The sequence below is a fragment of the uncultured Maricaulis sp. genome, assembly GCF_963975345.1.
GTDB lineage: Bacteria > Pseudomonadota > Alphaproteobacteria > Caulobacterales > Maricaulaceae > Maricaulis.
In genome coordinates this window covers 1-25,340 of the sequence record NZ_CAXBGE010000006.1, presented here as the reverse complement: position 1 = coordinate 25,340, position 25,340 = coordinate 1, and the positions used below count along the sequence as shown (strand labels likewise).

22 protein-coding genes and 1 pseudogene are annotated in these 25,340 nt (G+C 60.5%); 15 read left to right on the top strand and 8 right to left on the bottom strand.

Going from position 1 to position 25,340, the window contains the following annotated elements; translation table 11 throughout:
- Positions 1-34: 34 nt before the first annotated feature.
- The 9 genes from AAC029_RS07695 to AAC029_RS07655 all read left to right on the top strand — a co-directional run bounded on the left by AAC029_RS07695 (position 35) and on the right by AAC029_RS07655 (position 11,693).
- Positions 35-463: a hypothetical protein gene (locus AAC029_RS07695; RefSeq protein ID WP_339745951.1), complete on the top strand. Its 429-nt coding sequence runs from the start codon at positions 35-37 to the stop codon at positions 461-463.
- 126 nt (positions 464-589) lie between these two features.
- Positions 590-1,900, top strand: a complete 1,311-nt coding sequence (locus AAC029_RS07690; RefSeq protein ID WP_339745949.1) for a hypothetical protein — start codon at positions 590-592, stop codon at positions 1,898-1,900.
- 104 nt (positions 1,901-2,004) lie between these two features.
- On the top strand, positions 2,005-3,204 hold the full coding sequence (gene sucC, locus AAC029_RS07685) for an ADP-forming succinate--CoA ligase subunit beta (RefSeq protein ID WP_339745947.1): 1,200 nt from the start codon (positions 2,005-2,007) through the stop codon (positions 3,202-3,204).
- On the top strand, positions 3,205-4,113 hold the full coding sequence (gene sucD / locus AAC029_RS07680) for a succinate--CoA ligase subunit alpha (RefSeq protein ID WP_339745945.1): 909 nt from the start codon (positions 3,205-3,207) through the stop codon (positions 4,111-4,113). It abuts the gene before it with no gap.
- Positions 4,114-4,311: 198 nt separating this feature from the next.
- Positions 4,312-7,296, top strand: a complete 2,985-nt coding sequence (locus AAC029_RS07675) for a 2-oxoglutarate dehydrogenase E1 component (protein ID WP_339745942.1) — start codon at positions 4,312-4,314, stop codon at positions 7,294-7,296.
- Between the two features lie 50 nt (positions 7,297-7,346).
- Positions 7,347-8,936, top strand: a complete 1,590-nt coding sequence (gene odhB / locus AAC029_RS07670; protein WP_339745939.1) for a 2-oxoglutarate dehydrogenase complex dihydrolipoyllysine-residue succinyltransferase — start codon at positions 7,347-7,349, stop codon at positions 8,934-8,936.
- Positions 8,937-8,982: 46 nt separating this feature from the next.
- Complete coding sequence (locus AAC029_RS07665) at positions 8,983-9,417, top strand: hypothetical protein (RefSeq protein ID WP_339745937.1); 435 nt, start codon at positions 8,983-8,985, stop codon at positions 9,415-9,417.
- A gap of 124 nt (positions 9,418-9,541) precedes the next feature.
- On the top strand, positions 9,542-10,945 hold the full coding sequence (gene lpdA / locus AAC029_RS07660; RefSeq protein WP_339745934.1) for a dihydrolipoyl dehydrogenase: 1,404 nt from the start codon (positions 9,542-9,544) through the stop codon (positions 10,943-10,945).
- A gap of 199 nt (positions 10,946-11,144) precedes the next feature.
- On the top strand, positions 11,145-11,693 hold the full coding sequence (locus AAC029_RS07655; protein WP_339745931.1) for a GNAT family protein: 549 nt from the start codon (positions 11,145-11,147) through the stop codon (positions 11,691-11,693).
- Positions 11,694-11,699: 6 nt separating this feature from the next.
- Here the strand turns inward: AAC029_RS07655 and AAC029_RS07650 are convergent, their stop codons facing one another.
- From AAC029_RS07650 to hemN, 3 genes are all read right to left on the bottom strand, one after another.
- Positions 11,700-12,641, bottom strand: coding sequence for a tyrosine recombinase XerC (locus AAC029_RS07650; protein ID WP_339745929.1), 942 nt, complete (start codon positions 12,639-12,641; stop codon positions 11,700-11,702).
- Positions 12,623-13,309 (bottom strand): DUF484 family protein, encoded by a 687-nt coding sequence (locus AAC029_RS07645; RefSeq protein ID WP_339745926.1) that lies wholly within the window; start codon positions 13,307-13,309, stop codon positions 12,623-12,625. Before AAC029_RS07645 ends, AAC029_RS07650 begins: the two co-directional genes overlap by 19 nt.
- Positions 13,310-13,404: 95 nt before the next feature.
- Positions 13,405-14,748, bottom strand: a complete 1,344-nt coding sequence (gene hemN, locus AAC029_RS07640; protein WP_339745923.1) for an oxygen-independent coproporphyrinogen III oxidase — start codon at positions 14,746-14,748, stop codon at positions 13,405-13,407.
- 232 nt (positions 14,749-14,980) lie between these two features.
- On the opposite strand from hemN, the gene AAC029_RS07635 reads away from it, so the two are divergent.
- Entirely contained in the window at positions 14,981-15,727 is a 747-nt protein-coding gene (locus AAC029_RS07635) for a flavodoxin family protein (protein WP_339745919.1), read from the top strand.
- A gap of 33 nt (positions 15,728-15,760) precedes the next feature.
- Here AAC029_RS07635 and AAC029_RS07630 read toward each other — a convergent pair whose 3' ends face one another.
- Both AAC029_RS07630 and AAC029_RS07625 read right to left on the bottom strand, forming a co-directional pair.
- Positions 15,761-16,354 carry a mobile mystery protein B gene (locus AAC029_RS07630; RefSeq protein WP_339745917.1) on the bottom strand — a complete coding sequence of 198 codons (594 nt, stop codon included), beginning with the start codon at positions 16,352-16,354 and terminating at the stop codon, positions 15,761-15,763.
- Positions 16,351-16,836 (bottom strand): mobile mystery protein A, encoded by a 486-nt coding sequence (locus AAC029_RS07625; RefSeq protein WP_339745915.1) that lies wholly within the window; start codon positions 16,834-16,836, stop codon positions 16,351-16,353. The genes AAC029_RS07630 and AAC029_RS07625 overlap by 4 nt, the downstream gene beginning before the upstream one ends.
- A 392-nt stretch (positions 16,837-17,228) precedes the next feature.
- Here AAC029_RS07625 and AAC029_RS07620 point away from each other — a divergent pair, with 392 nt between their 5' ends.
- From AAC029_RS07620 to AAC029_RS07610, 3 genes are all read left to right on the top strand, one after another.
- The gene (locus AAC029_RS07620; RefSeq protein ID WP_339745913.1) at positions 17,229-17,402 is read left to right on the top strand and encodes a hypothetical protein; all 174 of its coding nucleotides are present in this window, start codon (positions 17,229-17,231) and stop codon (positions 17,400-17,402) included.
- A gap of 266 nt (positions 17,403-17,668) precedes the next feature.
- Positions 17,669-19,834, top strand: a complete 2,166-nt coding sequence (locus AAC029_RS07615; RefSeq protein WP_339745910.1) for a primosomal protein N' — start codon at positions 17,669-17,671, stop codon at positions 19,832-19,834.
- Positions 19,835-19,877: 43 nt separating this feature from the next.
- Complete coding sequence (locus AAC029_RS07610) at positions 19,878-20,603, top strand: TerC family protein (RefSeq protein WP_339745908.1); 726 nt, start codon at positions 19,878-19,880, stop codon at positions 20,601-20,603.
- Here the strand turns inward: AAC029_RS07610 and AAC029_RS07605 are convergent.
- Genes AAC029_RS07605 through AAC029_RS07595 form a run of 3 tightly spaced genes read right to left on the bottom strand, consistent with a single transcriptional unit; the run spans position 20,600 to position 23,458 of the window.
- Positions 20,600-22,000: a hypothetical protein gene (locus tag AAC029_RS07605; RefSeq protein ID WP_339745905.1), complete on the bottom strand. Its 1,401-nt coding sequence runs from the start codon at positions 21,998-22,000 to the stop codon at positions 20,600-20,602. The genes AAC029_RS07610 and AAC029_RS07605 overlap by 4 nt on opposite strands.
- A gap of 4 nt (positions 22,001-22,004) precedes the next feature.
- Complete coding sequence (locus AAC029_RS07600) at positions 22,005-23,108, bottom strand: L-histidine N(alpha)-methyltransferase (RefSeq protein WP_339745903.1); 1,104 nt, start codon at positions 23,106-23,108, stop codon at positions 22,005-22,007.
- Between the two features lie 2 nt (positions 23,109-23,110).
- Positions 23,111-23,458, bottom strand: a complete 348-nt coding sequence (locus tag AAC029_RS07595) for a hypothetical protein (RefSeq protein WP_339745901.1) — start codon at positions 23,456-23,458, stop codon at positions 23,111-23,113.
- Between the two features lie 437 nt (positions 23,459-23,895).
- On the opposite strand from AAC029_RS07595, the gene AAC029_RS07590 reads away from it, so the two are divergent.
- Positions 23,896-24,456 (top strand): F0F1 ATP synthase subunit delta, encoded by a 561-nt coding sequence (locus AAC029_RS07590; RefSeq protein ID WP_339745899.1) that lies wholly within the window; start codon positions 23,896-23,898, stop codon positions 24,454-24,456.
- A gap of 3 nt (positions 24,457-24,459) precedes the next feature.
- A pseudogene (locus AAC029_RS07585) lies at positions 24,460-25,340 on the top strand (F0F1 ATP synthase subunit alpha); the annotation flags it as partial.

Genomic DNA, 25,340 nt, shown 5'->3' with positions numbered 1-25,340 from the left:
CCTTCGATGAAGGCATGGGGTATCGGGGGCGGGCATGCAGGACATTGAAACGACAGCGCGCGCGGAACGCTTCATGCCGGACTGGATTGTTGGTGCAGCGCTGCGCTGGTCACTCATTCCCGGCCTGTGGGTCTGGGGCCGCGCCTATGCGGCCGACTGGCCCGATGTCGTGCCGTCGGCGGTGAGTGCCGCCCAGATTTGGGCCGTACCCTTTGTGACCCCGGTACAATTGGCCCAGATCGCCGTCTGGGGCGCGCATTTGGCTGCGGTCATGCTGGCGGTGGGCTTTTTGACCCGGCTGGTGGGTCTGGTCCTGTTGCTGGCTGCGGCGGTTTTCGCCTGGTGGATTGCTCCACAAGCTTGGACGAGCGCGGCGGTGTATGGCGCTCTGGCTTTCTACTTGGCCGTCCGCGGCGGCGGCAGCGTCTCAATCGACGGGGCGATTATGGCGACGCTGCGCTAGGGCCGCAGCGCTTGCGCTTGCAGTACGCCAGGTCTCGGCCCAGCGGGGCTTACGGTTTTTCAATACCTCCAACGGCATTCTCGGCTCACTCCCTTTAGGCGAGTCTTGTGAGGATGCCGGCCGGTAATGCAGCCCGAACTCAAAATGAAGCTCAAACTGGCACTCGCGGGTCGCGCGAATGTCGAGATGGGCCAGTTTCAATTCCTCAATCTTGAGGAAATAAAGCAAAAGGCTGGCCCGGACTGGCTCAATTTGCGCGCCAAGATTTATGATGTCAGCGCCCATTTCATCGAGAAACGGTTGGACCCGGACGATGTCGTATTCCGCTGCCAAGGCGGGTTCCTGATTATCTTCAGCGCCTTGAGTGGGGATGCAGCGGCGCAGAAAGTCACCGAGATTTCCACCGAACTCTCCGCGTTCTTCCTCGGCGACCAGACGCTGAAAACGCTGAAGCTCGTCGGCGAATCTCGCAGCGTCTCGGCTGAGGAATTTCTTGAAATCATTGCTCAAGCCCAGCCGCAGGAGGCCGAGCCAAATCCGCCTACCCGCGCGAATGCACCTGTTGATGGAGACCCGCCGGCCTGGGCTGAATCCGAGCCGGAAACGGTAAGCACTCCGGCGCCGCCGCGCTGGACCCAATCGGCTACCAAGACGCACGCCACCCCTTGGGACGAAATCGTGTTCAAACCCTGCTGGGACGCGCGCAATAATGCTGTCACGCACCATCTTTGCGTGGCCCGGCGGGTGATCAATGGCTGGCCGGCCTATGGCCGTGACACATTTACAGTGCTCGATTCCAGGCCGCTCAACCGCTTGCTCGACCATTCCGTCGCCGTCGCGGCGCAGCGCGGCTTCCAGCACGTACACGCAGAAGGAGGTAGTTGCGGCATTATCGTGCCGGTACATTACGACACTATCTCCTCGCTATCCGAACGGATGAGCTATTTTGCCATTCTGCAATCGGTGCCCGTGCCGATTCGGCGTCACTTCCAGTTGCGGATCGATGCGATTCCCGACGGGGCACCGGTGGCGCAAATGCAGGAATTATTTCGCTCGATGATGCCCTTCGGGGCGAAAATCATCGCGCGCCTGCCGTATGGCGTTTCGGATCTGCGCCGGTTCGAGGGCAGCGGCATCGGCATTTTCGGGACCGAGATCCCCCACCGGCTCGGTGATGGCGAGGTCTCGACCGCGACCATCCAGGCTGTGCTCGGGCTGGTGACCTCGGCCCAGAACCTCAAGGCCGACACATTCCTGACCCAGATCGAGAGCGCCGCCCTGCTCGGCGCTTCGGTCAGCGCTGGCGTGCGCCTGTTCAGTGGCGATCTGATCGGACCCGACCAACCCATGCCGGCACCAGACCAAGCGCTGGAATTCAACGACATCGTTCACAGGCCTGTATCATTGGACGATGAGGCGCATGTGGTTCATCTCTGAGTGAATCCGGCCCGCGCCAAGGCGTTGCGCTGAGGCGGGCGGGTGTTATAAGGCGGGTCCCACCCGGCCTATTTGTCGATCTCTCCCCCGCGAGGCCCACACACATGAATATTCATGAACATCAGGCGAAAGCCGTCCTGAAAAGCTTTGGCGCACCGGTTGCCGAAGGCGTTGCGATTTTCTCTGCCGACGAGGCCAAAGCCGCCGCCGACAAGCTGCCCGGGCCGCTCTGGGTCGTGAAATCCCAGATCCATGCCGGCGGGCGCGGCAAGGGCAAGTTCAAGGAATTGGGCCCCGACGCCAAGGGCGGCGTTCGCCTCGCCTTCTCGAAAGAGGATGTGGTCAAGAACGCGAAGGAAATGCTCGGCAATACGCTGGTGACCCACCAGACCGGCCCGGCCGGCAAACAGGTCAACCGCCTCTACATCGAGGACGGCGCTGACATCGAACGCGAACTCTATCTCTCCATCCTGGTCAATCGCGAAACCGGCAAGGTCGCTTTCGTGGTCTCGACCGAAGGCGGGATGGATATCGAGGAAGTCGCGCATTCGACCCCGGAAAAGATCCAGACGCTGGATATCGAGCCGCTCAAAGGTGTCACCGACGCCGATGCCGACAAGATTTCTGCCGCGCTTAAGCTGACGGGCGATGCGAAGGCCGATATGGGCTCGCTGGCGAAAATTCTCTACAAGGCCTTCACCGAGAAGGACATGAGCATGCTCGAGGTCAATCCGCTGATCGTGATGAAAGACGGTCATTTGCGGGTGCTCGACGCCAAGGTCTCCTTCGACGGCAACGCCCTGTTCCGCCATCCCGACATCATGGAATTGCGTGACACGACCGAAGAAGACGCCAAGGAAATTGAAGCCTCCAAGCATGATCTCGCCTATGTCGCCCTCGATGGCGATATCGGCTGCATGGTCAATGGTGCCGGCCTCGCCATGGCAACGATGGACATCATCAAGCTCTATGGCGCCGAGCCGGCCAACTTCCTCGATGTCGGTGGCGGTGCCACGACCGAGAAAGTCACGGCGGCCTTCAAGATCATCACCGCTGATCCCAACGTCAAAGGCATTCTGGTCAATATCTTCGGCGGCATCATGCGCTGTGACGTCATCGCCGAGGGCGTCGTCGCCGCGGTGAAGGAAGTCGGCCTGCAAGTGCCGCTCGTCGTGCGCCTCGAGGGCACGAATGTCGCGCTCGGCAAGAAAATCATCAATGAATCCGGTCTCAATGTGATCGCTGCGGACGATCTCGACGACGCGGCCCAGAAAATTGTCGCCGCCGTGAAGGAGGCCAATTAGATGTCGATCCTCGTCAATAAAGACACCCGGATTATCGTCCAGGGCCTGACCGGCAAGACCGGCACTTTCCACACCGAACAGGCTTTGGCCTATTACGGCACCAAGATGGTTGGCGGCGTGCACCCGAAAAAGGGTGGCGAGACCTGGTCGTCCGGCGTTGAGGGCGCGGCAAGCTTGCCGATCTTCGCCACTGTGGCCGAAGCTCGCGACGCCACCAAGGCCGATGCCTCGGTGATCTATGTGCCGCCTTCAGGGGCTGGCGCCGCGATCATCGAAGCGATCGAGGCGGAAATCCCCTTCATCGTCTGCATCACCGAGGGCATTCCGGTGCTCGACATGGTTCAGGTCAAGGCGCGGCTCGAAGGCTCCAAATCCCGCCTGCTCGGCCCCAATTGCCCGGGTGTTCTGACGCCTGAAGAGTGCAAGATCGGCATCATGCCGGGCTCGATCTTCAAGAAGGGCTCGGTCGGCGTTGTTTCCCGCTCCGGCACGCTGACCTATGAAGCCGTGTTCCAGACCAGCCAGGTCGGCCTTGGCCAGACCACCGCTGTCGGCATTGGCGGCGACCCGGTCAAGGGCACGGAATTCATCGATATCCTCGAGCTTTTCCTCGCCGACCCGGAAACCAAGTCGATGATCATGATCGGCGAGATCGGCGGCTCGGCTGAAGAAGACGCCGCGCAATTCCTCAAGGATGAAGCCAGGAAGGGCCGTTCCAAGCCCATCGTCGGCTTCATCGCCGGGGTCACCGCACCCGCAGGCCGCACCATGGGCCATGCCGGCGCCATCGTGTCCGGCGGCAAGGGCGGCGCAGAAGGCAAGATCGAAGCCATGAAGTCGGCCGGCATCACGGTGTCACCGAGCCCAGCGCGGCTGGGCACGACGCTGGCGGAAGTCCTCAAGGGCTAGCTTTTTCAAAACAACTCGAACAAGCCGCGTGCGGGTTAGTCCCGGCGCGGCTTTTTTGTGTCTGGCTCGCCTGTCAGCAAGTTGGCACCAGAAGCCTGCGCAAGGCTTCTGTTCTCCACAGAACGGCCATAGATGGTTGTTAACCGTATCGGCTTAGTCCCTTACGAATCTTTTTGCGATATCAGGCCATTTCCCCCCATGTCTGACCAGACCCGCTCCTCCGACAATCAGTCCTTCCTGGATACGTCTTTCCTGCAGGGCGCCAACGCCGTTTATCTCGAGCAGATGGCCGCCGCCTATGCGGCCGACCCGGCGAGTGTTCCTGACAGTTGGCGACAATTCTTCGCCGCGATGGGCGATGCGCCGGCGGATGCGGCGCGCGCTGCTGCCGGGCCGAGCTGGAAGCGGGCCGGTTGGCCACCACGGGCCAATGGCGAAATGGTCTCTGCACTCGGTGATATCGGGGCCGATGAGGCGGCGATGGTCGAGAAGGTCGCGGAGCATGTGACGCGCACCGCGCCGCAGGCCGATCCCGCTGCGATCCGCAAGGCAACCCAGGCCTCGATCCGCGCCATCATGATGATCCGTGCCTATCGCATGCGCGGCCACCTGGCAGCCGATCTCGATCCATTGGGCCTGTCCGATTTCGGAGCCCAGCCCGAGCTTGATCCGGCGACCTATGGCTTTGACGGCGCCGCGATGGACGAGAGCGTCTTCATCGACGGCTATCTCGGCCTCGAAACCGCGACGCCAGGCGAGATGCTGGACATTCTACGCCGCACCTATTGCGGCCCGGTCGGCATTGAATTCATGCACATCTCCAATCCGGAGGAGAAATCCTGGCTGCAGGAGCGCTTCGAAGGACCGGACAAGGAGATCCGCTTCACGATTGACGGCAAGCGCGCCATTCTCGGCAAGCTGATGGAAACCGAGCGCTTCGAGCAATTCCTGCACAAGCGTTATCCCGGCACCAAGCGTTTCGGTGCCGATGGCGGCGAGGCGATGATCCCGGCGCTGGAGCAGATCATCAAGCGCGGCGGCGCCATGGGTGTCGACGACATCATTATCGGCATGCCACACCGTGGCCGTCTCAACGTGCTCGGCGCCGTGATGGGCAAGCCCTATCACCAGATTTTCCACGAATTCCAGGGGGGCAATACTCAGGGCGAGGAAGAATTCGGTTCCGGTGACGTCAAATACCATCTCGGCGCCTCGTCTGACCGGGAATTCGACGGCAATACCGTCCACCTCTCGCTGACCGCCAACCCGTCTCACCTTGAGGCCGTCAATCCGGTCGTGCTCGGCAAGGCGCGCGCCAAGCAGGAACAGAATTGCCGCGAGCTGGCCGGTACGCCGCGCACCAAAGTCCTGCCGCTGCTTCTGCACGGCGATGCTGCCTTTGCCGGTCAGGGTGTCGTGACGGAATGTCTCGGCCTGTCGGGCCTGCGCGGGCACCGCACGGGTGGCGCGATCCATTTCATCGTCAATAACCAGATCGGCTTCACCACCGATCCCAAGGATAGCCGCTCGAGCCCTTACCCGTCCGACGTGGCGCTGATGGTCCAGGCCCCGATCTTCCACGTCAATGGCGACGATCCAGAAGCCGTAGTGCACGCCACCCGCATCGCGACCGAATACCGGCAAATCTTCGCCAAGGATGTCGTGATCGACATGTTCTGCTATCGCCGCTACGGCCACAATGAAGGCGACGATCCGACCTTCACCCAGCCGATCATGTATCGGGTGATCAAGGACATGCCGCCGGTCCGCCAGAAATACGAAGAGCGGTTGATCGCCGAAGGCTCGCTCACCGCTGCCGAAGTTGAAGCGATGGCGGCCGAGTTTGACCGCTTCCTCGAAGCCGAATTCGAGACCGGCAAGACCTTCACCCGCGAGAAAGCCGACTGGCTCGATGGCCGCTGGTCGGGTCTCGGCCTGCCGGAAGGCGATGACCGCCGGGGCGAAACCAGCGCCACGATGGAACGCCTCAAAGCCGTCGGCATGGCGATGACGACGGTGCCGGAAGGTATCAATATTCACCGCACGCTGGATCGCGTCATCGGCGCACGCCGCACCGCGATCGAAACCGGCGAGGGGATTGACTGGTCAACGGCGGAACATCTCGCCTTCGGCACCCTGCTGACCGAAGGCTTCCCCGTGCGCCTGTCGGGTCAGGATTGTGGCCGCGGCACGTTCTCGCAGCGTCATTCGCACATCATCGACCAAGAGACCGCCGAGCGTTACACCCTGCTCAACCATCTCGGTGGCGACCAGAAGAAGTATGACGTCGTCGATTCGATGTTGTCGGAAGAGGCCGTGCTCGGTTTCGAATACGGCTATTCGCTCTCGGCGCCCAATACGCTGGTGATGTGGGAAGCCCAGTTCGGCGATTTCACCAATGGCGCCCAGGTCATCATCGACCAGTTTATCTCCTCGGGTGAGCGCAAATGGCTGCGCATGTCCGGCTTGGTGATGCTGTTGCCGCATGGTTATGAGGGCCAGGGGCCGGAACATTCCTCGGCCCGCCCGGAACGTTTTCTGCAGCAATGCGCCCAGGACAATATGCAGGTAGCGAATTGCTCGACGCCGGCGAATTATTTTCACATCCTTCGGCGCCAGATTCACCGCAGTTTCCGCAAACCGCTGGTCATCATGACGCCCAAGAGCCTGCTGCGTCACAAGCGCTGCGTCTCCTCGCTCGAGGCGATGGGGCCGGGCTCCTCCTTCCACCGCGTGTTGTGGGACGATGCCGACAAGGCCGGACGGCCCGAGGGTGAAGCTTCGCATTCTTCGACCGAGTTGAAGCGCGATGCCGATATCCGGCGCGTCGTTCTGTGTACCGGCAAGGTCTATTACGACCTGCTCGAAGCGCGCGAAACCAAGGGCATTGACGATGTCTATCTGATGCGGGTCGAGCAGCTCTACCCCTTCCCGTTCAAGGCGCTGTTGACCGAACTGGCGCGCTTCCCGAAGGCCGAAATCGTCTGGTGTCAGGAAGAGCCCCGCAATATGGGCTATTGGACCTTCGTCGAACCGAATCTCGAATTCGTCTTGAGCAAGCTCGAAGGGACGGCATCGCGTCCGGTCTATGTCGGCCGCCAGGCCTCGGCCTCGACCGCGACCGGTATTGCCGCCAAGCACAAGCATCAACAGGAAACTCTGGTCGATGAGGCTCTGGGCTGACGCCCGGCGACGTCACGAACCGCCTCACCGCGAACAGGAAAGACTCAATCATGACCGACATCACCGTTCCACAACTCGGCGAATCCGTCACCGAAGCCACCGTCGGCAGCTGGTCGGTCAAGGCCGGCGATGCGGTCCGCAAGGATGACGTCCTCGTCGAACTTGAAACCGACAAGGTCGCGATTGAAGTTCGCGCCGAGAGTGATGGCACAATCGGCGCCATCCTTGTCGAGGAAGGCGAGACGGTCGAGATCGGCGCCAAGCTGGCGACAATTAGCGCCGGGGGCGAAGCCGCTGCCGCTGCGCCTGCCCCCGAAGCTGCAAAGCCTGAAGCCGCAAAGCCCGAGGCCGCAAAAGCCGAAGCCCCGGCCGCGCCGAAAGCGCAGCCTGCTGAAGCCAAACCCGCCGAAACGAAACCTGCGCCGGCCGACACCAGCGGAAAAACGGTTGAAGCAACCGTGCCGCAAATGGGCGAGTCGGTCACCGAGGGCACAATCGGTGCCTGGCTGGTCAAGGTTGGCGATACCGTCACGGTCGATCAGGCCTTGGTCGAGATTGAGACCGACAAGGTCGCTGTCGAGGTCCCGTCACCCGTTGCTGGCGTGATCGCCGAGCTGATGGTCGGCGAGGGCGATAGCGTTGCGCCCGGCGATGCCGTGGCGAAGATCACCGAAGGTGCTGCAGCCTCCCCGGCTGCAGCCCCGACCGCAGATGCGCCCGCAAAAAGTGACGCGATTGCCATGCCATCGGCCGCCCGCATCATTGAAGAGAACAAGCTCGACGCCGGTGCCATCGAGGGCACGGGCCGCGATGGTCGCATCACCAAGGGCGACGCGCTGCAGGCTGCCGCTGCGCCCGCCTCTGCCCCAGCCGCCGCGCCTGCGACCCCTTCCGCACCAGCCGCCCCTTCGGCCCCGGCCGCAGCACCACGCGATACCGGCCCACGCGAAGAGCGCGTCCGTATGACCCGCCTGCGCCAGACCATCGCCAAGCGTCTCAAGGATGCCCAGAACGCCGCCGCCATCCTGACGACCTTTAACGAAGCCGATATGGGCGCGATCATGGATGCGCGCAAAGCGCACCAGGAGGCCTTTGTCGCCAAGCATGGCGTCAAGCTGGGCTTTATGAGCTTCTTCGTGAAAGCCTGTGTCGCGGCGCTGAAGGATATCCCTTCGGTCAATGCCGAGATCGACGGCACCGACATCATCTACAAGAATTTCTACGATATCGGCGTCGCCGTCGGCACCGAGCGCGGCCTCGTCGTGCCGGTGGTGCGCAATACCGACCAGATGTCGTTGGCCGAGATCGAGAAAGAAATCATCCGTCTGGGCAAACGCGCCCGCGACGGCAAGCTGACCATCGACGAAATGCAGGGCGCCAGCTTCACCATCTCGAATGGCGGCGTCTATGGCTCGCTGATGTCGATGCCGATCCTGAATGCTCCGCAATCGGGCATTCTCGGCATGCACAAGATCCAGGAACGGCCGGTGGCGCTGAATGGCGCCGTCGTGATCCGGCCGATGATGTATCTGGCCCTGTCCTATGACCATCGCATCGTCGACGGCAAGGAAGCTGTCACTTGGCTGGTGCGGGTGAAGGATAATCTGGAAGATCCACAGCGTCTGTTGTTCGATCTTTAGGGCAGCCGGTCTGCTCTGAGACCAAACAGCGAGTCGGGGGACACGAATGCAGATTATACGTTGGATGATCATCGTCCTCGCGCTCGGTCGCGTGGTCTACAGCCTGCCCTACTTGCTGGACGCTTGGGTCGGCGATTGGCTGGTGCCGCCGCTCGGTGCGAACGGACCGGAAATCTTGACGGCCCTGCGAGAGGTTCCCAACTGGCTATTGGTCATTTGGACCGCATACATGGCCGGCTTTCTGGCGACGGGGCTGTTATTGATCGCCGCGTGGCCGAGGGGCATCAACCTGGCCTTTCTGACTGCGGCTGCGGCAGTGTTTCTCGATCTCGGATACTGGATCTGGATTATCGCCGAACCGCTTTATCTCAATATCGACCGGCCGGCATTTCAGGTTCACGATGTGATCATGAATATCGCCAGCTTTGCCGTCCTGCTCGGTGCTGGCATGTTGCGATACTGGCCGCGACCAACGCGCTGACGGCCCCCAGCGTTCACGGCAGCACGAGGCCCGGAACGCAGGTCGGGCCTTACCATCGCTGCAAGAAAATAGCATATAGTAAGCCTGTCCGATTTCGACGTCCCGACCAATCCGCGAGGCCCAAATGTCCGAACCCTATGATCTTGTCATTATCGGCGGTGGCCCCGGCGGCTATAACTGCGCCATCCGCGCGGGCCAGCTTGGCCTGAAAGTCGCCTGCGTCGAGATGCGTGGCACACTGGGCGGAACCTGCCTGAATGTCGGCTGCATCCCCTCAAAGGCCCTGCTGCACGCCTCCGAACTGTTTGAGAGCGCGACGACCGAGTTCCCCGCGATGGGCATTGTCACGGGTGAGGTCGAACTCGACCTGCCGGCCATGCTCGCCCACAAGGACGAGACCGTTGACGGGCTCACCAAGGGCATTGAATTCCTGTTCAAGAAGAACGGCGCCGAATACATCAGCGGCAGGGGCAAGATCCTCGGTCAGGGCAAGGTTCAGGTCGAAACCGATAGCGGCACTTCGGTGCTGGATACCAAGCATATCGTCATCGCCACCGGCTCCGAAGTGACACCCCTGCCGGGCGTGACGATCGATGAGGCCCGCATTGTCTCCTCGACCGGTGCCCTGGATCTCAAGCAAGTGCCGGGACGTCTGGTCCTGATTGGCGCCGGTGTGATCGGGCTCGAGCTGGGCTCGGTCTGGCGCCGCCTCGGCGCTGAAGTCGTGGTCGTCGAATATCTTGATCGCATCCTGCCCGGCATGGACACCGAACTCGCCAAGACCGCACAGCGCATTTTTGCCAAGCAGGGCATGGATTTCCGGCTCTCCACCAAGGTCACCGGCGTCGACAGCTCCAATCCGGATACCCTGAAAATCACGCTCGAGCCCGCCAAGGGTGGTGATTCGGAGACGATCGAGGCCGACACGGTTCTGGTCTGCATCGGTCGGCGGCCCTTTACCGCCGGGCTCGGGCTGGAAAATGTCGGGATCGAACCGGATGCTCGCGGCTTCATCGCCAATGATCATTTCCGCACGTCAGCCGAAAATGTCTGGGTCGTTGGCGATTGCACCCATGGGCCAATGCTCGCTCACAAGGCCGAGGATGAGGGCGTCGCTTGCGCCGAGCGCATTGCCGGCAAGGCGGGGCACGTCAATTACGATGTCATTCCCGGCGTCGTTTACACCTATCCTGAATTGGCCTCGGTCGGACAGACCGAAGACGAGCTCAAACAACAGGGGCGCAAGTATAAAAAGGGCAAATTCCCTTTCCAGGCCAATTCACGCGCTCGCGCCAATCACGCTACTGACGGTTTTGTGAAAATTCTTGCTGACGCGGAAACTGACGAGATTTTGGGCGCGCATATGATCGGCGCCAATGTCGGCGAAATGATCGCCGAGATCTGCCTGGCCATGGAGTTCCGCGCTTCGTCCGAGGACATTGCGCGCACCTGCCATCCCCATCCGACCCTGACCGAAGCCGTGCGTCAGGCGGCGATGGGCGTCGAAGGTTGGAGCATGCAGTCCTGACACAAGGCCGGTTTTCTGCTAATCTCCAGATTCGGGTTGGCCTTGTCTCCAGCGCGACGGAATAGAAACAACGGGCTGAGGGGCGGCGTGGACTCCTCGCAAATGGTTGTGAGGACAAACCCATATTGTTACGGCATAACCAGCCAAGCTGGCACCCGAGCCACGGGACCGTTATGTCGAGTGAATGGAACGCACAATTATGCGCGACAGAATTGAAATCATCTCGCAACGGCTCCGGCTGGTTGCCCTCGACGTCGAGCTGACCGAGTGGCAGCTCAATGATCGCGCCCGGTTTTTTGAAGCCTTGGGTGTCGAGCCCGAGCCATCTTGGCCGCCCGAACTGGTCGGTATCGAGACGATGGAATGGACGCGCGACCAGTTGGCGGCGCATCCACACGATGCCGGTTGGTATTCCTGGGTCTATATCTCACCGATCATGAACCGTCTGCTCGGTATTGGCGGCTTCAAGGGCACGCCGAATGCGGCTGGTGAGGTCGAGATCGACTATTCAATGCTCGTCTCTTATCGCGAACGCGGCCTGGCGACCGAGGCAGTGAACGCCTTGATCGGGTGGGCCTACAATCATGACACCGTCAAACGCGTCATCGCCAAGACCCGCGGCGATGGTCATGCCTCCCACCGGGTGCTCGAAAAAGCGGGCTTTGTTCAAGCCGGGACATTCCTCGATCCCGACGCTGGAACTGAGGTGATCCGCTGGTCGCATGACCGGGCCCAGATCGCCGCCTGACGGAGATCAGGTTCGGCTGCGCTTTGAGCGCGGATGCGCGCCGTCATAGATCGCCATCAGGCGTGAGGTTTCGACATCGGTATAGATTTGCGTCGTCGACAGGCTGGCATGTCCGAGCAATTCCTGGATCGAGCGCAAATCACCGCCATGGGCGAGAAGATGGGTCGCGAAGGAATGCCGCAGGGCGTGCGGCGTCGCGGTCGGCCCCAGACCGAGTCGCTCGCGCAGATCCTGCATCAGTTTTTGAACCGTCCGCGCCCCCAGCGCCCCACCACGCGTGCCGCGAAACAGGGGCTGGCCGGGCCCGAGGTCGAATGGGCACAGCGTCGCATAATGCGCTACCGCTTGCGCGACCACGGGCAGGATCGGGACCAGCCGTGTTTTGCCGCCCTTGCCGATGATCTGCAGACTGCCATCCAGAGTCCGGTCGCGGCCGGCCAGGCTGAGCGCCTCCGAGATCCGCATGCCACAGCCATAGAGCAGGGACAGAACCGCGACATCGCGCGCCTCGACCCAATCCGTGCCGTGCGCCCGTCCGGCCTCGTCAATCAATGCCCGGGCGCCGCTCTCGCTGACCGGTTTCGGCTTGGAGCGGCCCAGCTTGGGGCCTTCAATCAGGGTCAGGGCCGCATTCTCAATGCCCCAGCGCCGTTCGGCATAGCTGTAGAAAGTGCGGATCGCTGACAGGGCGCGTGCCAGGGAGCGCGCTGACAGACCGCCGCGCCGTCGCGCCGCCATGAAGGCGCGAAAATCCGTCGCTCTCAGATTGGCCATGTCGGCCAGACAGACGCTGCGCCCCAAATGCCCACCGAGAAAGGCGGCAAACTGGTCGAGATCGCGGCCATAGGCCTCAACGGTTTTCGGACTCAGCCGGCGTTCGCCGGCCAGATGCTGGCCGAAGACCAGTCGCGCATTGGCGAGGGGAAGATTTAGCTCGCGTGCAGCCATCGGGTGATCATCCGTTCGACGCAGCGGGCGAGGAAGTTGAGTAATTCAGTGCCTTGGCCGGATTCGAATAGAGTGTGGTCACGTGCCGCAACCGCCATCAGCCCGTCATGACCGTTGAAATCGAGCCGCACAATCGCCTCCGATTTCACCCGCTTGCCCTGCTGGCCGTAAAGCGCATGCGCCCGGTCCGGATTGACCGGCCCGAGCCGTTCGACCTTGTTTCCCAGCACTTCGCCAACAAAGCCTTCTGACGCCCCGAGAATGGATTCTCCGGCCGGCAGTGGCGCATGGCCCTCGATCAGTACGCGGCAGACATCAACTCCGAGCGCGCCGGTCAGGCGGCTGGAGATTTTGCGGTCGAGCGCCACCAGACTGTCTGTCTCCAGCAGCGCCAGCACCGCCATGTGAATTTGCGATTGGGTCGCCAGATTGGCGCGCGCCGTCTCGATAATGCTGGAGTTGAGCGATTTGAGCTGGCGCAATTCGGCCAACAGCTTGGCCCGCGCCGCCGCGCCGAGATCAATAATCCCTTCGCCGGTGTCGCGCTGCGCCATTTGCGCAAACAGTTCAGCATCCTCGCGCACGAAGTCCGGATTGGAGAGCAGGAAGGCGCGCACGCGCTCAGCATCCAGTGGTTCGGCCAGCAGGCTCCCGGCATTTTCCGTCATAATGATTCAGCTCCATTGCGATCAGGCAACAGACTTGCCCCATTCGGTTTCCGAAAAGGAAACCGGTTGAAGGAAAAGCAGCGATGCCGGGCAGGTCAGACGCTGACGGAGTGGCGCGCTTCAACATTCGCCTGCAGATAGGTATCGAACCGCGCCGCGACGACGCGCGCCAACATCCGGTGGTCATCAGCGATGCTGATCCGACAGCCCTGCCGGGTGATGACGCCATCCGCGATGAGATCGTCCAGTTCAGGCCATTCAATGGAGCCGCCAAACTGCGCCGCGATGGCGTCGGGATCGACTTCGAGATCGCACATCAGCCGCTCGATGATCTCGCCGCGAATCCGGTCCTCGCCGCCTTGCCGGACACCGCGTGCGGTCGCCAGATGGCCGGATTCGATCGCCCGGCTCCAGCTGGCCACATCCGGCGTGTTCTGGGCATAGCCTTCCGGTGTCTGGCTGATCGCCGAGGCGCCGAGACCAATCAGAAAACTGGCTTGGTCCGTCGTATAACCCTGAAAATTGCGCCGCATCGTCCCGCTGGCGGCTTGCCGGGTCATGTCGTCGCTGGCGCGGGCATAGTGATCAATGCCGATCGGACTATAACCCGCCGCCTGCACCGCATCGGCGATGGCCATGGCCTGTTCAATCCGCGCCTCGGCGCCGGGAAGCTCGTCATCATGGATCAGTTTTTGATGCCGCTTCATGTGCGGCACATGGGCATAACCGAACACCGAGAACCGGTCGGGCTGCAACTCCAGCGCCGTCGCAACCGTCTCGCGGCAGCTTTCCAGCGTCTGTCCGGGCAGGCCGTACAGCAGATCGAAGCTCAGATTGGAAATGCCCGCATCGCGTAGCGCCGTCACACAGCCGGCCACGGCCTCAACCGGCTGGATGCGGTTGATCTTGGTCTGGACAGCGGCATCGAAAGTCTGGACGCCGAGGCTGGCGCGATTGAAACCCAAATACGCCAGATGATCGGCCAGCGAGGTGGTAAAAATGCGCGGATCGATCTCGATGGCAATCTCGGCCGTCTCCGACACGTCGAAACGCTGGCGCAATCGCTGCATCACCGCGCTGAACTGTTCCTCGGTCAGGATGGTCGGGGTGCCGCCGCCAAAATGGATATGTGAGATGCGTGGCCGACCTGCGAACCGGTCGGCGACGAGATCGATTTCCTTAAGCAATGTCCCGGCATAGGTCGCGACGGGCTCGGCACGCTGGGTCGCCCGCGTCGAGCAACCACAATACCAGCACATCTCGCGGCACCAGGGGATGTGGAGATAGAGCGAGCCCGCGGCTTCCGCGCCCAGCGCTCCAAGCCATTCGGCCCACACATCGCCATCAATACCGGCATGGAAATGCGGCGCGGTCGGATAACTGGTATAGCGCGGCGTATTCTGGCGCGCATATTTGAGAAGCGTCGGCGAAGGCGTCATCAATTGGTCCAACGTGCAAAATCGTATGTATTGACACTTATCAAGCCCAGCGCCGCAAGACAGGTGACATGGCGCCGCAGCGGGGCGGGGACTCAGGACGCCATCCAAAACCGGGAAAAACTGGTAAAAAGCTTGGGACAGACGTAATTTCCAGACCCAGGCGCATAACGGACAGACGCGCTTTTCGCGTGTTGGGCCCCGTCAGCCACCATCAAACCAAGGAGCGTGTCGCATGGTTCTCAACGCGAAACAGAAGGCCTTGTGTGAAGGCCATGATTTCGATTTCTCGTCCCTGTCGGCGCTCTTCCTGAACTGCACCCTCAAACCGAGCGGCACGCTCTCTCACACCGAATTGCTGCTCAATGTCTCAAGCGCCATCATGGCCGCCAATGGCGTCGCCGTGGAGATGCTGCGGCCGGTCGATTATGATCTGGCGCCTGGCGTCTATCCCGACATGACCGAGCATGGCTTTGCCCGCGATGACTGGCCAAAGATCAGCGCCAAGGTGATGGCGGCCGATATCCTGGTGATCGGAACCCCGATCTGGCTCGGTGAGGAAAGCTCTGTCTGCCGCCGCCTGATCGAACGGCTCTACGCCGAATCCGGCAAGCTGAACGGGAAGGGCCAGTCGATCTTCTATGGCAAGGTCGGTGGCACGGTCGTTACCGGCAATGAGGACGGGATCAAGCATTGCGCGATGACCAATCTCTACGCCCTCGGCCATCTCGGCTATATCATCCCGCCGCAAGCCGATTGCGGCTGGATCGGCGAGGCCGGGCCCGGTGCCAGCTATGGCGATGACGGCGCCGGCTTCGACAATGACTTCACCCAGCGCAATACCACCATCATGAGCTGGAATCTGATCCACCTCGCGCACATGCTCAAAACCGCCGGCGGCCTGCCCAACCACGGCAATGACCGAAACGCCTGGAAAGCCGGTTGCCGCTTTGATTTCGAGAATCCGGAGCATCGCAGCTAGGATCGGGAGCGTTCAGCGTCGGTAGATGCGCCCTCAATCCGGGCGCGCGAACTGCAAAAGCGGCGCGATATCGTGCAGGTCTGCGGCCTGGAGCGCGGCGATATAGGTCGCTCGGGCACTGGCAGGCGTAACCAGTTCGCTGCGCCCCCAGGCGAAGCGCGGCCGGCCGAGCCGAACTGCGAGCAAATCGGCGGCCATCCGGGCGAGTCGGCCATTGCCATTGGGGAAGGGGTGGATCGCAACCAAGCGATGGTGAAAGCGGATGCATATCTCGTCTGGTCCGTAGGTTTCCGCTGCGATCCAGTAGCGGACATCATCGAGCAGCTGAGCGGTCTCGGCCGGGATTCTCCAGGCCTCGATGCCGATATTGCGCTCGGTCGTCCGGTAGCTGCCGGCCCAGCGCCACACCTCGCCGAGCATCCGCTTGTGGAGCCGCAGCAGAAAGGCGGTATCGAGGACATTGCGCTGGCGTGAGAAGGCCCACCCGTCGGCATCGGAGATATTGACCTGCTCAGCCTCATTCAGTTCGGCCCGGCTGGTGATGTAGGTCGGAATGAGCTGTTTGCGCTCGTCTTCCTCGAGGGCGGTGGCTGCGTCGTCCGCACCGTCTGCGAGGCCCCCGCTCATTTTTCATCCTCGTCGGGCCGCCATATCTGCCGTGCATTGTCGCGCAACAGGCCTGCGGCGAGGCGATCACGTTCGTCAGCCAGATCGGCCTCCGCCAGACCCTGATCCTCAAGCCGCATGGAGTGATGCGTGCGCATCAGGCGCAAATTGGCCAGATGGCGGGCGCGGTCCGCAACGATTTGCTGCAGCGGCCGGTTGGGCACCAGCGCATAGACGAGCGTGCAGTCCAGCGCCTCGGCAAGCTCTTTCAAGCGGCCCATTGTAATCGTCCCGTTGACCTCGCCCTGTTCCAGCGCGACCAGGGTGGGCTGTTTGATCCCAAGCCGTTCGGCCAATTGCCGCCCCGTCATGCCCAGCGCATCCCGGATCGCCCGCACCCAACCCTTCGCAGGCCGCACGAATGCCGCCTGGTCCCGGAGCGGGGCCAGTTTCTGGTCGAGCTGCTTGCGCGCTCGGGTGAGTTTGTCATCTTGATAGGTCATGATCTATCCAACTGGCGATTTTTGATAGCCTGTAATTGATAAAAAGTCAAACAAAATTCAAATGAGAAGCGCTGAATCGGTGCTGGGAATCGCGCTAAGCGCCAATCCATATTCCCAACAATCACAATACAATATTCCCCCGGACCTGTTCCGGGGTCTGCCGGAACTGGGTTGAGCCAACGCCGTTACCGAGTGGCAGACCCCGGAATTCGCTGCGCTCCTCCGGGGGAAATAGGTTTGAGATTTTTTGAGGTGTTTGCTGGGTAATCGCCGAACGCCATTAAGGGAAACCGGCCCCAGAATGAACAACGCCGCCCCAAACATGCCCTGCCAGCGGCATGATCGCGACACAGGCTGCGGGCAAGCTCTCATCATCAGCCAGGGAGGCGATGATGAACACGAAACCCGGACACACGCCGCAGGCCCCAGCCTTCATGCACGGCACCAGCGCCCCGAATGCGGGCGCCAAGGCGGGCATCATGCTCGACTCCCTCTTGCGCCAGCACACCGCCACGCGCGGGATGCTGCAAGCCTGGTTTGACGCCCGTCTGACCCGCCGGCGCTGAGGCCAGGCATTGAGAGATAATCGGGACGTGGCGGGCTCAATTTTCTCCGTCTCCAAACTCCATACCCAAGACTCACACCGCTTATTCCCCCGGCCTTGTGCCGGGGCCTGCCGGAGGTGGGTTGAACCAGCACCGCTACCGAATGGCAGACCCCGAAATTCGCTACGCTCCTTCGGGGGAAAGTGGGTTTGTGGTGTTTCAAAACACTGCTCTCCACAACGCTATTCCGCTTTGAACTCCGCCGCGCAAACAGGCACACTTCCCCCGTGTCCTCCGAATCGTCATCTCGCGCCTCGATCCTGTTCCCGCTGCCATTGCCGGAGGCGTTCGACTATCTCGTGCCTGAAGGGCTTGAGCTGGGGTTGGGCGATCATGTGCTGGCCCCGCTGGGCAAGCGGATGGTGCATGGTGTCGTCTGGGCGCTCAAACCGGGGGCTGGCGAGCGGGCTTTGAAGTCGGTCGAGGCGCCGATGGGCGGCGCGCCTTTGCCGGCGGGGACGCGGGAATTTGTCGACTGGCTGGCGCGCTATCTGGTGCAGCCGCCCGGCGTGATCCTGAGATCCGTGCTGCGCAGCGCCGAAGCGCTCAAGCCCTCACCCACCGAAACGCTTTATTGTGTCAGCGGCACCGAAGCGCCGCGCATGACGGCGGCGCGGGCGGCGGTGCTCGATGCGGCTTTGGCGCTGGGGGAGGCTTCGGCGGCGGATATTGCGCGTGAGGCCGGTGTCGGGGCTGGCGTCGTCAAGGGGCTGGCGACGGCCGGCGCACTAACGACGCTGACGCGTCCGATCGATCCGCCCTATGGCATTCCCGATCCCGAGGCCGAGGGGCTGTCGCTGACCATGTTGCAGGCCGAGGCCGGCGGCGTGTTGCGGCGGCTGGTGCGGGCGGGCGGGTTTCAGAGCGCCCTGCTCGACGGGGTCACCGGATCGGGCAAGACCGAGGTCTATTTCGAGGCGATTGCCGAGGTTCTGCGCCGTCATCCCGATGGCCAGATCCTGATCATGCTGCCCGAGATCGCGCTGACCGCTGCCGTCCTGTCGCGCTTCGAGGCACGCTTTGGCTGCGCTCCGGCGATCTGGCATTCGGCGGCCGGGCCGAAAACGCGCCGCCGCTGCTGGCGCGAGGTTGCCGAGGGGCGGGCGCGGATCGTGGTCGGCGCGCGCTCGGCGCTGTTTCTTCCTTTCACCAATCTCAAACTCATCATCGTCGATGAGGAGCATGACCCGACCTACAAGCAGGATGAAGGTCTGCCCTATCAGGGCCGTGACCTCGCCGTGCTGCGCGCCAAGATCGAGGGCGCGATGATCGTGCTCGCTTCGGCAACGCCCTCGCTGGAAAGCCTGACCAATGCCCAGGCCGGGCGCTATGTGCATGTACGCCTGCCGGCGCGTCCCGGTTCGGCGGTGCTGCCGCAGGTCGACACGATTGATCTGCGTGAACACCCGCCCGAGGCCGGACGCTGGATTTCGCCGCCGCTGATTTCCGCCATGGTGGAGACGCTGCAGGCCGGCGAGCAGGTGCTGCTCTATCTCAATCGGCGTGGCTATGCGCCGCTGGTGCTGTGCCGCGCCTGTGGCCACCGCATGACCTCACCGGACACCCAGTCCTATCTGGTCGAGCATCGCTATACCGGGCGGCTGGTCTGCCATGTCACCGGCTTCTCGATGCCGCGGCCGAAATTCTGTCCCGAATGCAAGGTCGAGGACAGCCTCACCAGTGTCGGGCCGGGGGTGGAGCGTGTCGCCGAGGAAGCGAAACATCTCTTCCCCGACGCGAAGATCGAGATCTACTCCTCCGACAGCGCTTCCGGCGCCGATCTGGTCGACCGGATGGAGCGCGGCGAGATCGACATCCTCGTCGGCACCCAGATCGCCGCCAAGGGCCACAACTTCCCCAATCTCACCCTGGTGGGCGTGATCGATGCCGATCTCGGTCTGGCCGGCGGTGATCCGCGCGCCGGCGAGCGTACTTTCCAGACCCTGGTCCAGGTCGCTGGCCGTGCCGGCCGCGCCGAACGGCCGGGCCGCGCCCTGTTGCAAACCCACCAGCCCGAGCATGAAGCGATCCAGGCGCTGATCGCCGGGGACCGCGATGCCTTTCTTGAGACCGAAATGATGGCCCGCGAAGCGCTCGGCCTGCCGCCGTTTGGCCGCATGGCGGCGATCAGCTTTCAGGCGCGCGATGTTCAAGCGGTTGAAGCGGCGGCGGGACGCTATGCGGCAGCGGCACCGCTGACCGATGGCGTCGAAATCTGGGGTCCGGCGGAGCCGCCGCGCGCTTTGGTGCGCGGCTGGCATCGCCGCCGCATCCTGGTGCGGGCCGACAAGACGATTGATATCTCGGCCTATCTGCGAGCATGGAAAATACGCGTGAAAATCCCCCCCTCGATCCGGGTGACGATCGACGTCGATCCCTATAGCTTCATGTGATCACCGCCATCACTTCAGATGAGCACCATCGGGACATACCGCCATGCTTGAATTCCTGACGTCACCCGAGATGTGGATGTCGCTGGCGACGCTGACATTTCTCGAAATCATTCTCGGCGTCGACAATGTGATCTTCGTCGCCCTGATGGCGGCCCGCCTGCCCAGGGCCAAACGCGCCCTGGCCCGCACGCTCGGTCTCGGCATGGCGCTGGTCTTCCGCATCATCATGCTGGTCGGTCTGGTCTGGCTGGCGCATCTGGAGGCCGACCTGTTCGCCGTGTTCGAGCATGGAGTCTCCTGGCGCGATCTGATCCTGCTCGGCGGCGGCCTCTTCCTGCTCACCAAGGGCACGCTGGAAATTCACCACACCGTCGAAGGCGTCAGCCAGGCGCCCAAAACCGGTGGCGGCCAGGCCTTCGCGATGATCGTGGTCCAGATCACCGTGATCGATATCGTCTTCTCGCTCGACAGCGTCATCACCGCCGTCGGCATGACCAACCAGGTCCCGATCATGATCACCGCCGTGGTGATCGCGATGGGGGTGATGCTGTTCGCCTCCGGCGCGGTGTCGGATTTCATCGAGTCTCACCCGACGACGAAAATGCTGGCGCTCGCCTTCCTGCTCCTGGTCGGTATGTCGCTGATCGCCGACGGCCTCGGCTTCCACATTCCGCGCGGCTATCTCTATTTCGCGATCTCCTTCTCGCTGTTCGTCGAAGTGCTCAACATCTTGAGGACCAGGCGTGGGGCGACATCCAGAACCTATTAATGCTTACCGTCTAACTCCCCGTCGCTTGAATGCTTTGGCGCGATGAGGCCATTTAGAAGAATTGCCACAGTGAATCCTACAATACTGTCGCTGATTATACCGTCTAACGCGAAATGGCGCCACATTAATGCGGAAGACAAACCGCCTATCAATGATATTAACATTGACGTAGATGAGCGTCGAAAATTGAATACGGAAATGAATACGACGGGCCCAATTGACGCGGCCAATATTGTCGCCGCAAGTAATGAGGCTTGAAAAACGGTGGCTGATAGATATACAGAAATAACTGCCGCCGCTATTCCGACGAACGCTACAAGAGCACGATATATCGCAGTCCCATGCTTAATTTGAAGGATGTCTACTGCAATGCTACTGGATGTTGATATTAAGAGTGAATCGACACTCGATAATATAGCCGCGAACATCCCCACCAGTACGGCGGCAGCAAAAAACTCATTGAAATTGGCTTGGGCAAGCGCCGGCAAGGCCAGCTCCGGGTCTGCCACGGGAGCCAGCAATCCATTCGCGCCCATTCCAATGAAGCACATCGAGATCCAAACTGAGTGAAGCGAAAAAATGTAGAGCCATTTAGCTTGCCCCACCGAGGCGGCATCCCGGCACGCCATAATGCGCGTGGTGACCTGTGGCTGACTAAGGTTAAAGCCAAATCCAGCGAATGCAAATCCGACCATAAAGAGGATGAAGTTGAGTGTCGAGCGACCGCCCGTTATATCCGCGTACCCTGAACCCACAGCGCCCAAATATTCGGAGAACACCCCCACTCCACCAAAAGAAACGACAACCCAGACAAGTGAGCCGAATGCTAATGCAAACATAAATATGGCCTGCAACACGTCCGTCCAGACTGAAGCGCGAAAGCCACCAAAAAGTGTATACGCTAAAACCACTAGTAGTCCGACAAGAACGCCCGCAAACGACTCTATATGAAAAAAACCCTCCAACACTTTGCCGGCAGCTGTAAATTGTGCGCTAGTATAAATAGTTAACATCACTACAATCAACATCGAGATAACGACGGAGAGCAGTCTCCCGCCCCCCTTCTTTTCAACAATGTCGACCACTGTCACAGCCCCTACATCCCGACTTACCCTATTAATTCGTTCGGCAACGAAAAACCAATACACAATATCTCCCGCGAGCCAGGCGAGTGAGTAGGTGATCGATGTAAGGCCCATGGAATAGCCCATACCAACGGCTCCGATCACCACGAAACCCGTGTTTGCGGTAGCGCTAGCGCTCAGTGCGGTCTGAATCGGGCCAAGACTCCTGTCCCCAATAAAGTAGGATTGGGCGGTATTTGCTGTGGCTCGGCTAGCAAAAAACCCAATCGTGATGACCAGCGCGAGTGCGACGAGAAGAACAAGCGTCACCATTATGTTAGTTCCTTTCAAACGCGATTTGAACGTAGTTGGGGTTTCTCGGACTGACTTGCTTGTAGCGATATGTGAAACCAAACTCTTGAATAAATTGGATCAAAGAGGTTTCCATATACCGGCTTGATGCGGCTAGGCGTATGAGCTGGTCATTGATTTTTGTGCTGATTGTTACAGTTAGGGCGTCCCGCACGTCACTATGTAGGACCCCTGGCTCTACAGACACCTGAACTGAACCATCCAGCTTGCTTGCGTGACCCCGTAGGTAGCTATTTATTGGTATCGATGCTAAATCATAAAGTTGGCTGTGATTGTATTCAGCCTTAAGGCGCTCGATGGAAGATTCTTTTTGAGACGAATCGTAGAGGTCGACGCCGACAACGAACAGATCTCCAGCCTTCGTTGCTGAAAGCAACGAGCGAACAAATTGGGCTTCGGACAAGTTTGAAAATGTGCACCCGAGCATGAAAAATGCCACCGGTGAGTCGGCCGCTCGGAGCAGGTGCTGGCATCGATTTAGGTGCAGAAAATCAGTCCTTATCGCTCGGATTATAAGATTCGCATGCGGCACACCGCTGGTGCGCTTGGAATACGTTTGATCGTTATTCTTTTTTCGAATATCCAATATAGTTGTCTCGAGCATAGGGAAGCTTGTGTCTAATAACACAAAGTGTATTGCGTCCCTGTCATGTATCTCATGGAGAGACTTTATTATTTCATAGTCTTTAATTCCAGCACCCACACCAAGGTCTACTATGTTCCTCAATGAATTCTTTTTAGCGTAATCTATCCAGAATTCGGACCGAGTGAAGCGCTCTAGGGCACTCAGGCAGTCACGATAGGTGTTGTATTCGTCGCAGCTGATTAGCCTATTCCATTTTTGCACGGACACAGGCTCTATATATAAAAATTTTTGATCTATTCTATTTTCATCCTGAATTGTTTGAAGTATTTCCTCCATCATGCGCATGTGTGTTGAGTTCATATCCAGTATAATTGATACAAAGATATGGTCCTCGTAGAATGCACTCCCATGTCGAAATTCCTGATGCCCATCATCCAGAAATGACGCGGAGCTATATATCTCGCCTATCGGATCATCACTCATCGCTATTTCCCGAGTAATGATCGTTTGAGGTTAACGATCATAGTGTGAATTTCCGCAAGGCTCTCTTTTGGCACGCCCCCCTTTTCAAGCGAGCCGACGAGCTGAAGCGCTTTGTTGGCGAGGGGGCCAGGAAGCCATGTCATGAATGCGATTAGCTGATCCAGCTCTTCTGCTCGAAGAGGCTCCCCTCGACGTGCGCGGATGATCGTCAGCTCGACCTGCTCTAGTGCTTGGAGGCTGCGCTCGAAGGAGATTTCGCGGCGCCGATGACGATAAGAGTGAACCTGCGTAATGAAGTTCCCTACGATGGCGATCGCGCCGCCAATCCCGACGGCCAAAAGAGGCACCATAGCTTCGGTCCCTTGCCCCCCCCCCCCGATTTCCCCTCACGCAAACCTCTAGTCACTGAGGTTCATTGCGTTTACGTCATGACACCTCTACCCGCCAAGTGGTCGCAATGCAACTTTTGGAAAATGTGGCGCAGCGGACTAGTGTCGGCAATCCTTAAGTTGAGGATACCCAGCTAAGTTATGCGGCCGGCTAACTACGAGCGCCCGCAGGGGCGATGCTGCGGCCTGGCGGTCATTTTCCACATTCTCACCAGCCCGCCCGCTGAATCCGGACGTGACTTCGGCTTGCTGCGCCCATCGCCCTGTGCTATCGCAGCGCCGAACCCCGAGGACGGGTAGCGCAAGCTTGCTCGTTCATTCGTACAAATCGTTGAATTTCAAGTGTTTGCACCATCCGGTGAATTCAGACACTTCCCCAGCCAGAGAGTGACGTCACGGTGAGCACCGGCGAAGACGCCATCACAGCCAATGCTGCAGGTCGCTACGCGAAAGCAGTGTTCGAACTGGCCAAGACGGCCGGCAGCCTTGATGAGGTTGCCGCTGATCTGGCAGCCCTGCGCGCAGCGCTTGAGACCTCGGCCGAGCTGTCCGAAGTCCTGACCTCGCCGCTGTATTCGGCCGAACAGAAATCTGGCGTGCTGTTCGCGCTCGCTGACAAGGCCGGCTTCAACGAACTGACAAAGAACGCTTTTGGCGTCGTGGCGGACAATCGCCGCGCGGCCGAACTCGGCGATATCGCGACGATTTTCGCGGCCCTGCTTGATGCCGATCGCGGCATCGTACGGGCTGACGTGACATCGGCCGCAGCGCTGACCAAGAAACAGACTGAAGCCCTTGCGGCTTCTCTGAAAAGTGCCTTTGGGCGCGAAATCGAAGTACGCACAAACGTGCGTCCTGAATTAATGGGCGGACTGATCGTGAAGATCGGTTCCCGTATGTTCGACTCATCTCTCCGCACCAAGCTGGACGGGATGAAGAATGCGATGAAAGAGGCGTAGGCCATGGACATCCGGGCTGCAGAGATTTCTGCGATCCTGAAGGATCAGATCAAAAATTACGGCACCGAAGCGAAGGTTTCGGACGTCGGTCGTGTGCTATCCGTCGGTGACGGTATTGCGCGCGTTTACGGCCTCGATGAGGTCGCGGCCGGTGAGCTCGTTGAGTTCCCGGGCGGGATTAAGGGCATGGCCCTCAATCTGGAACGCGACAATGTCGGTTGCGTGATCTTCGGTGAAGACCGGGGCATCAAGGAAGGCGACACCGTCAAACGTCTCGGCTCAATCGTCGACACCTCCGTTGGCAAGGGCCTTCTCGGCCGTGTCATGGATGGTCTCGGTGAGCCAATCGACGGCAAGGGCCCTCTGAAAGATGTCGCCGAACGCCGCCGCGTTGACGTCAAGGCGCCGGGCATCATCCCACGCAAATCGGTTCACGAACCCATGGCAACGGGCATCAAGGCGATTGACGCCATGATCCCGGTCGGCCGTGGCCAGCGCGAGCTGATCATTGGTGACCGCCAGACCGGCAAGACCGCTATCGCGCTCGACACCATTTTGAACCAGAAGGCGATCAACCAGGGCACAGATGAGAGCGCCAAGCTCTACTGCATCTATGTCGCGATCGGCCAGAAACGTTCGACGGTCGCCCAGATCGTCAAGACGCTCGAAGAAAATGGCGCGATGGATTACACCATCGTCGTGGCTGCTACGGCTTCGGATCCTGCTCCCATGCAGTTTCTGGCACCGTTCACCGCCTCTGCCATGGGCGAATATTTCCGCGATAACGGCATGCATGCCCTGATCGTTTATGATGATCTGTCCAAGCAGGCTGTTGCTTATCGTCAGATGTCCCTGCTGCTGCGCCGCCCACCAGGCCGCGAAGC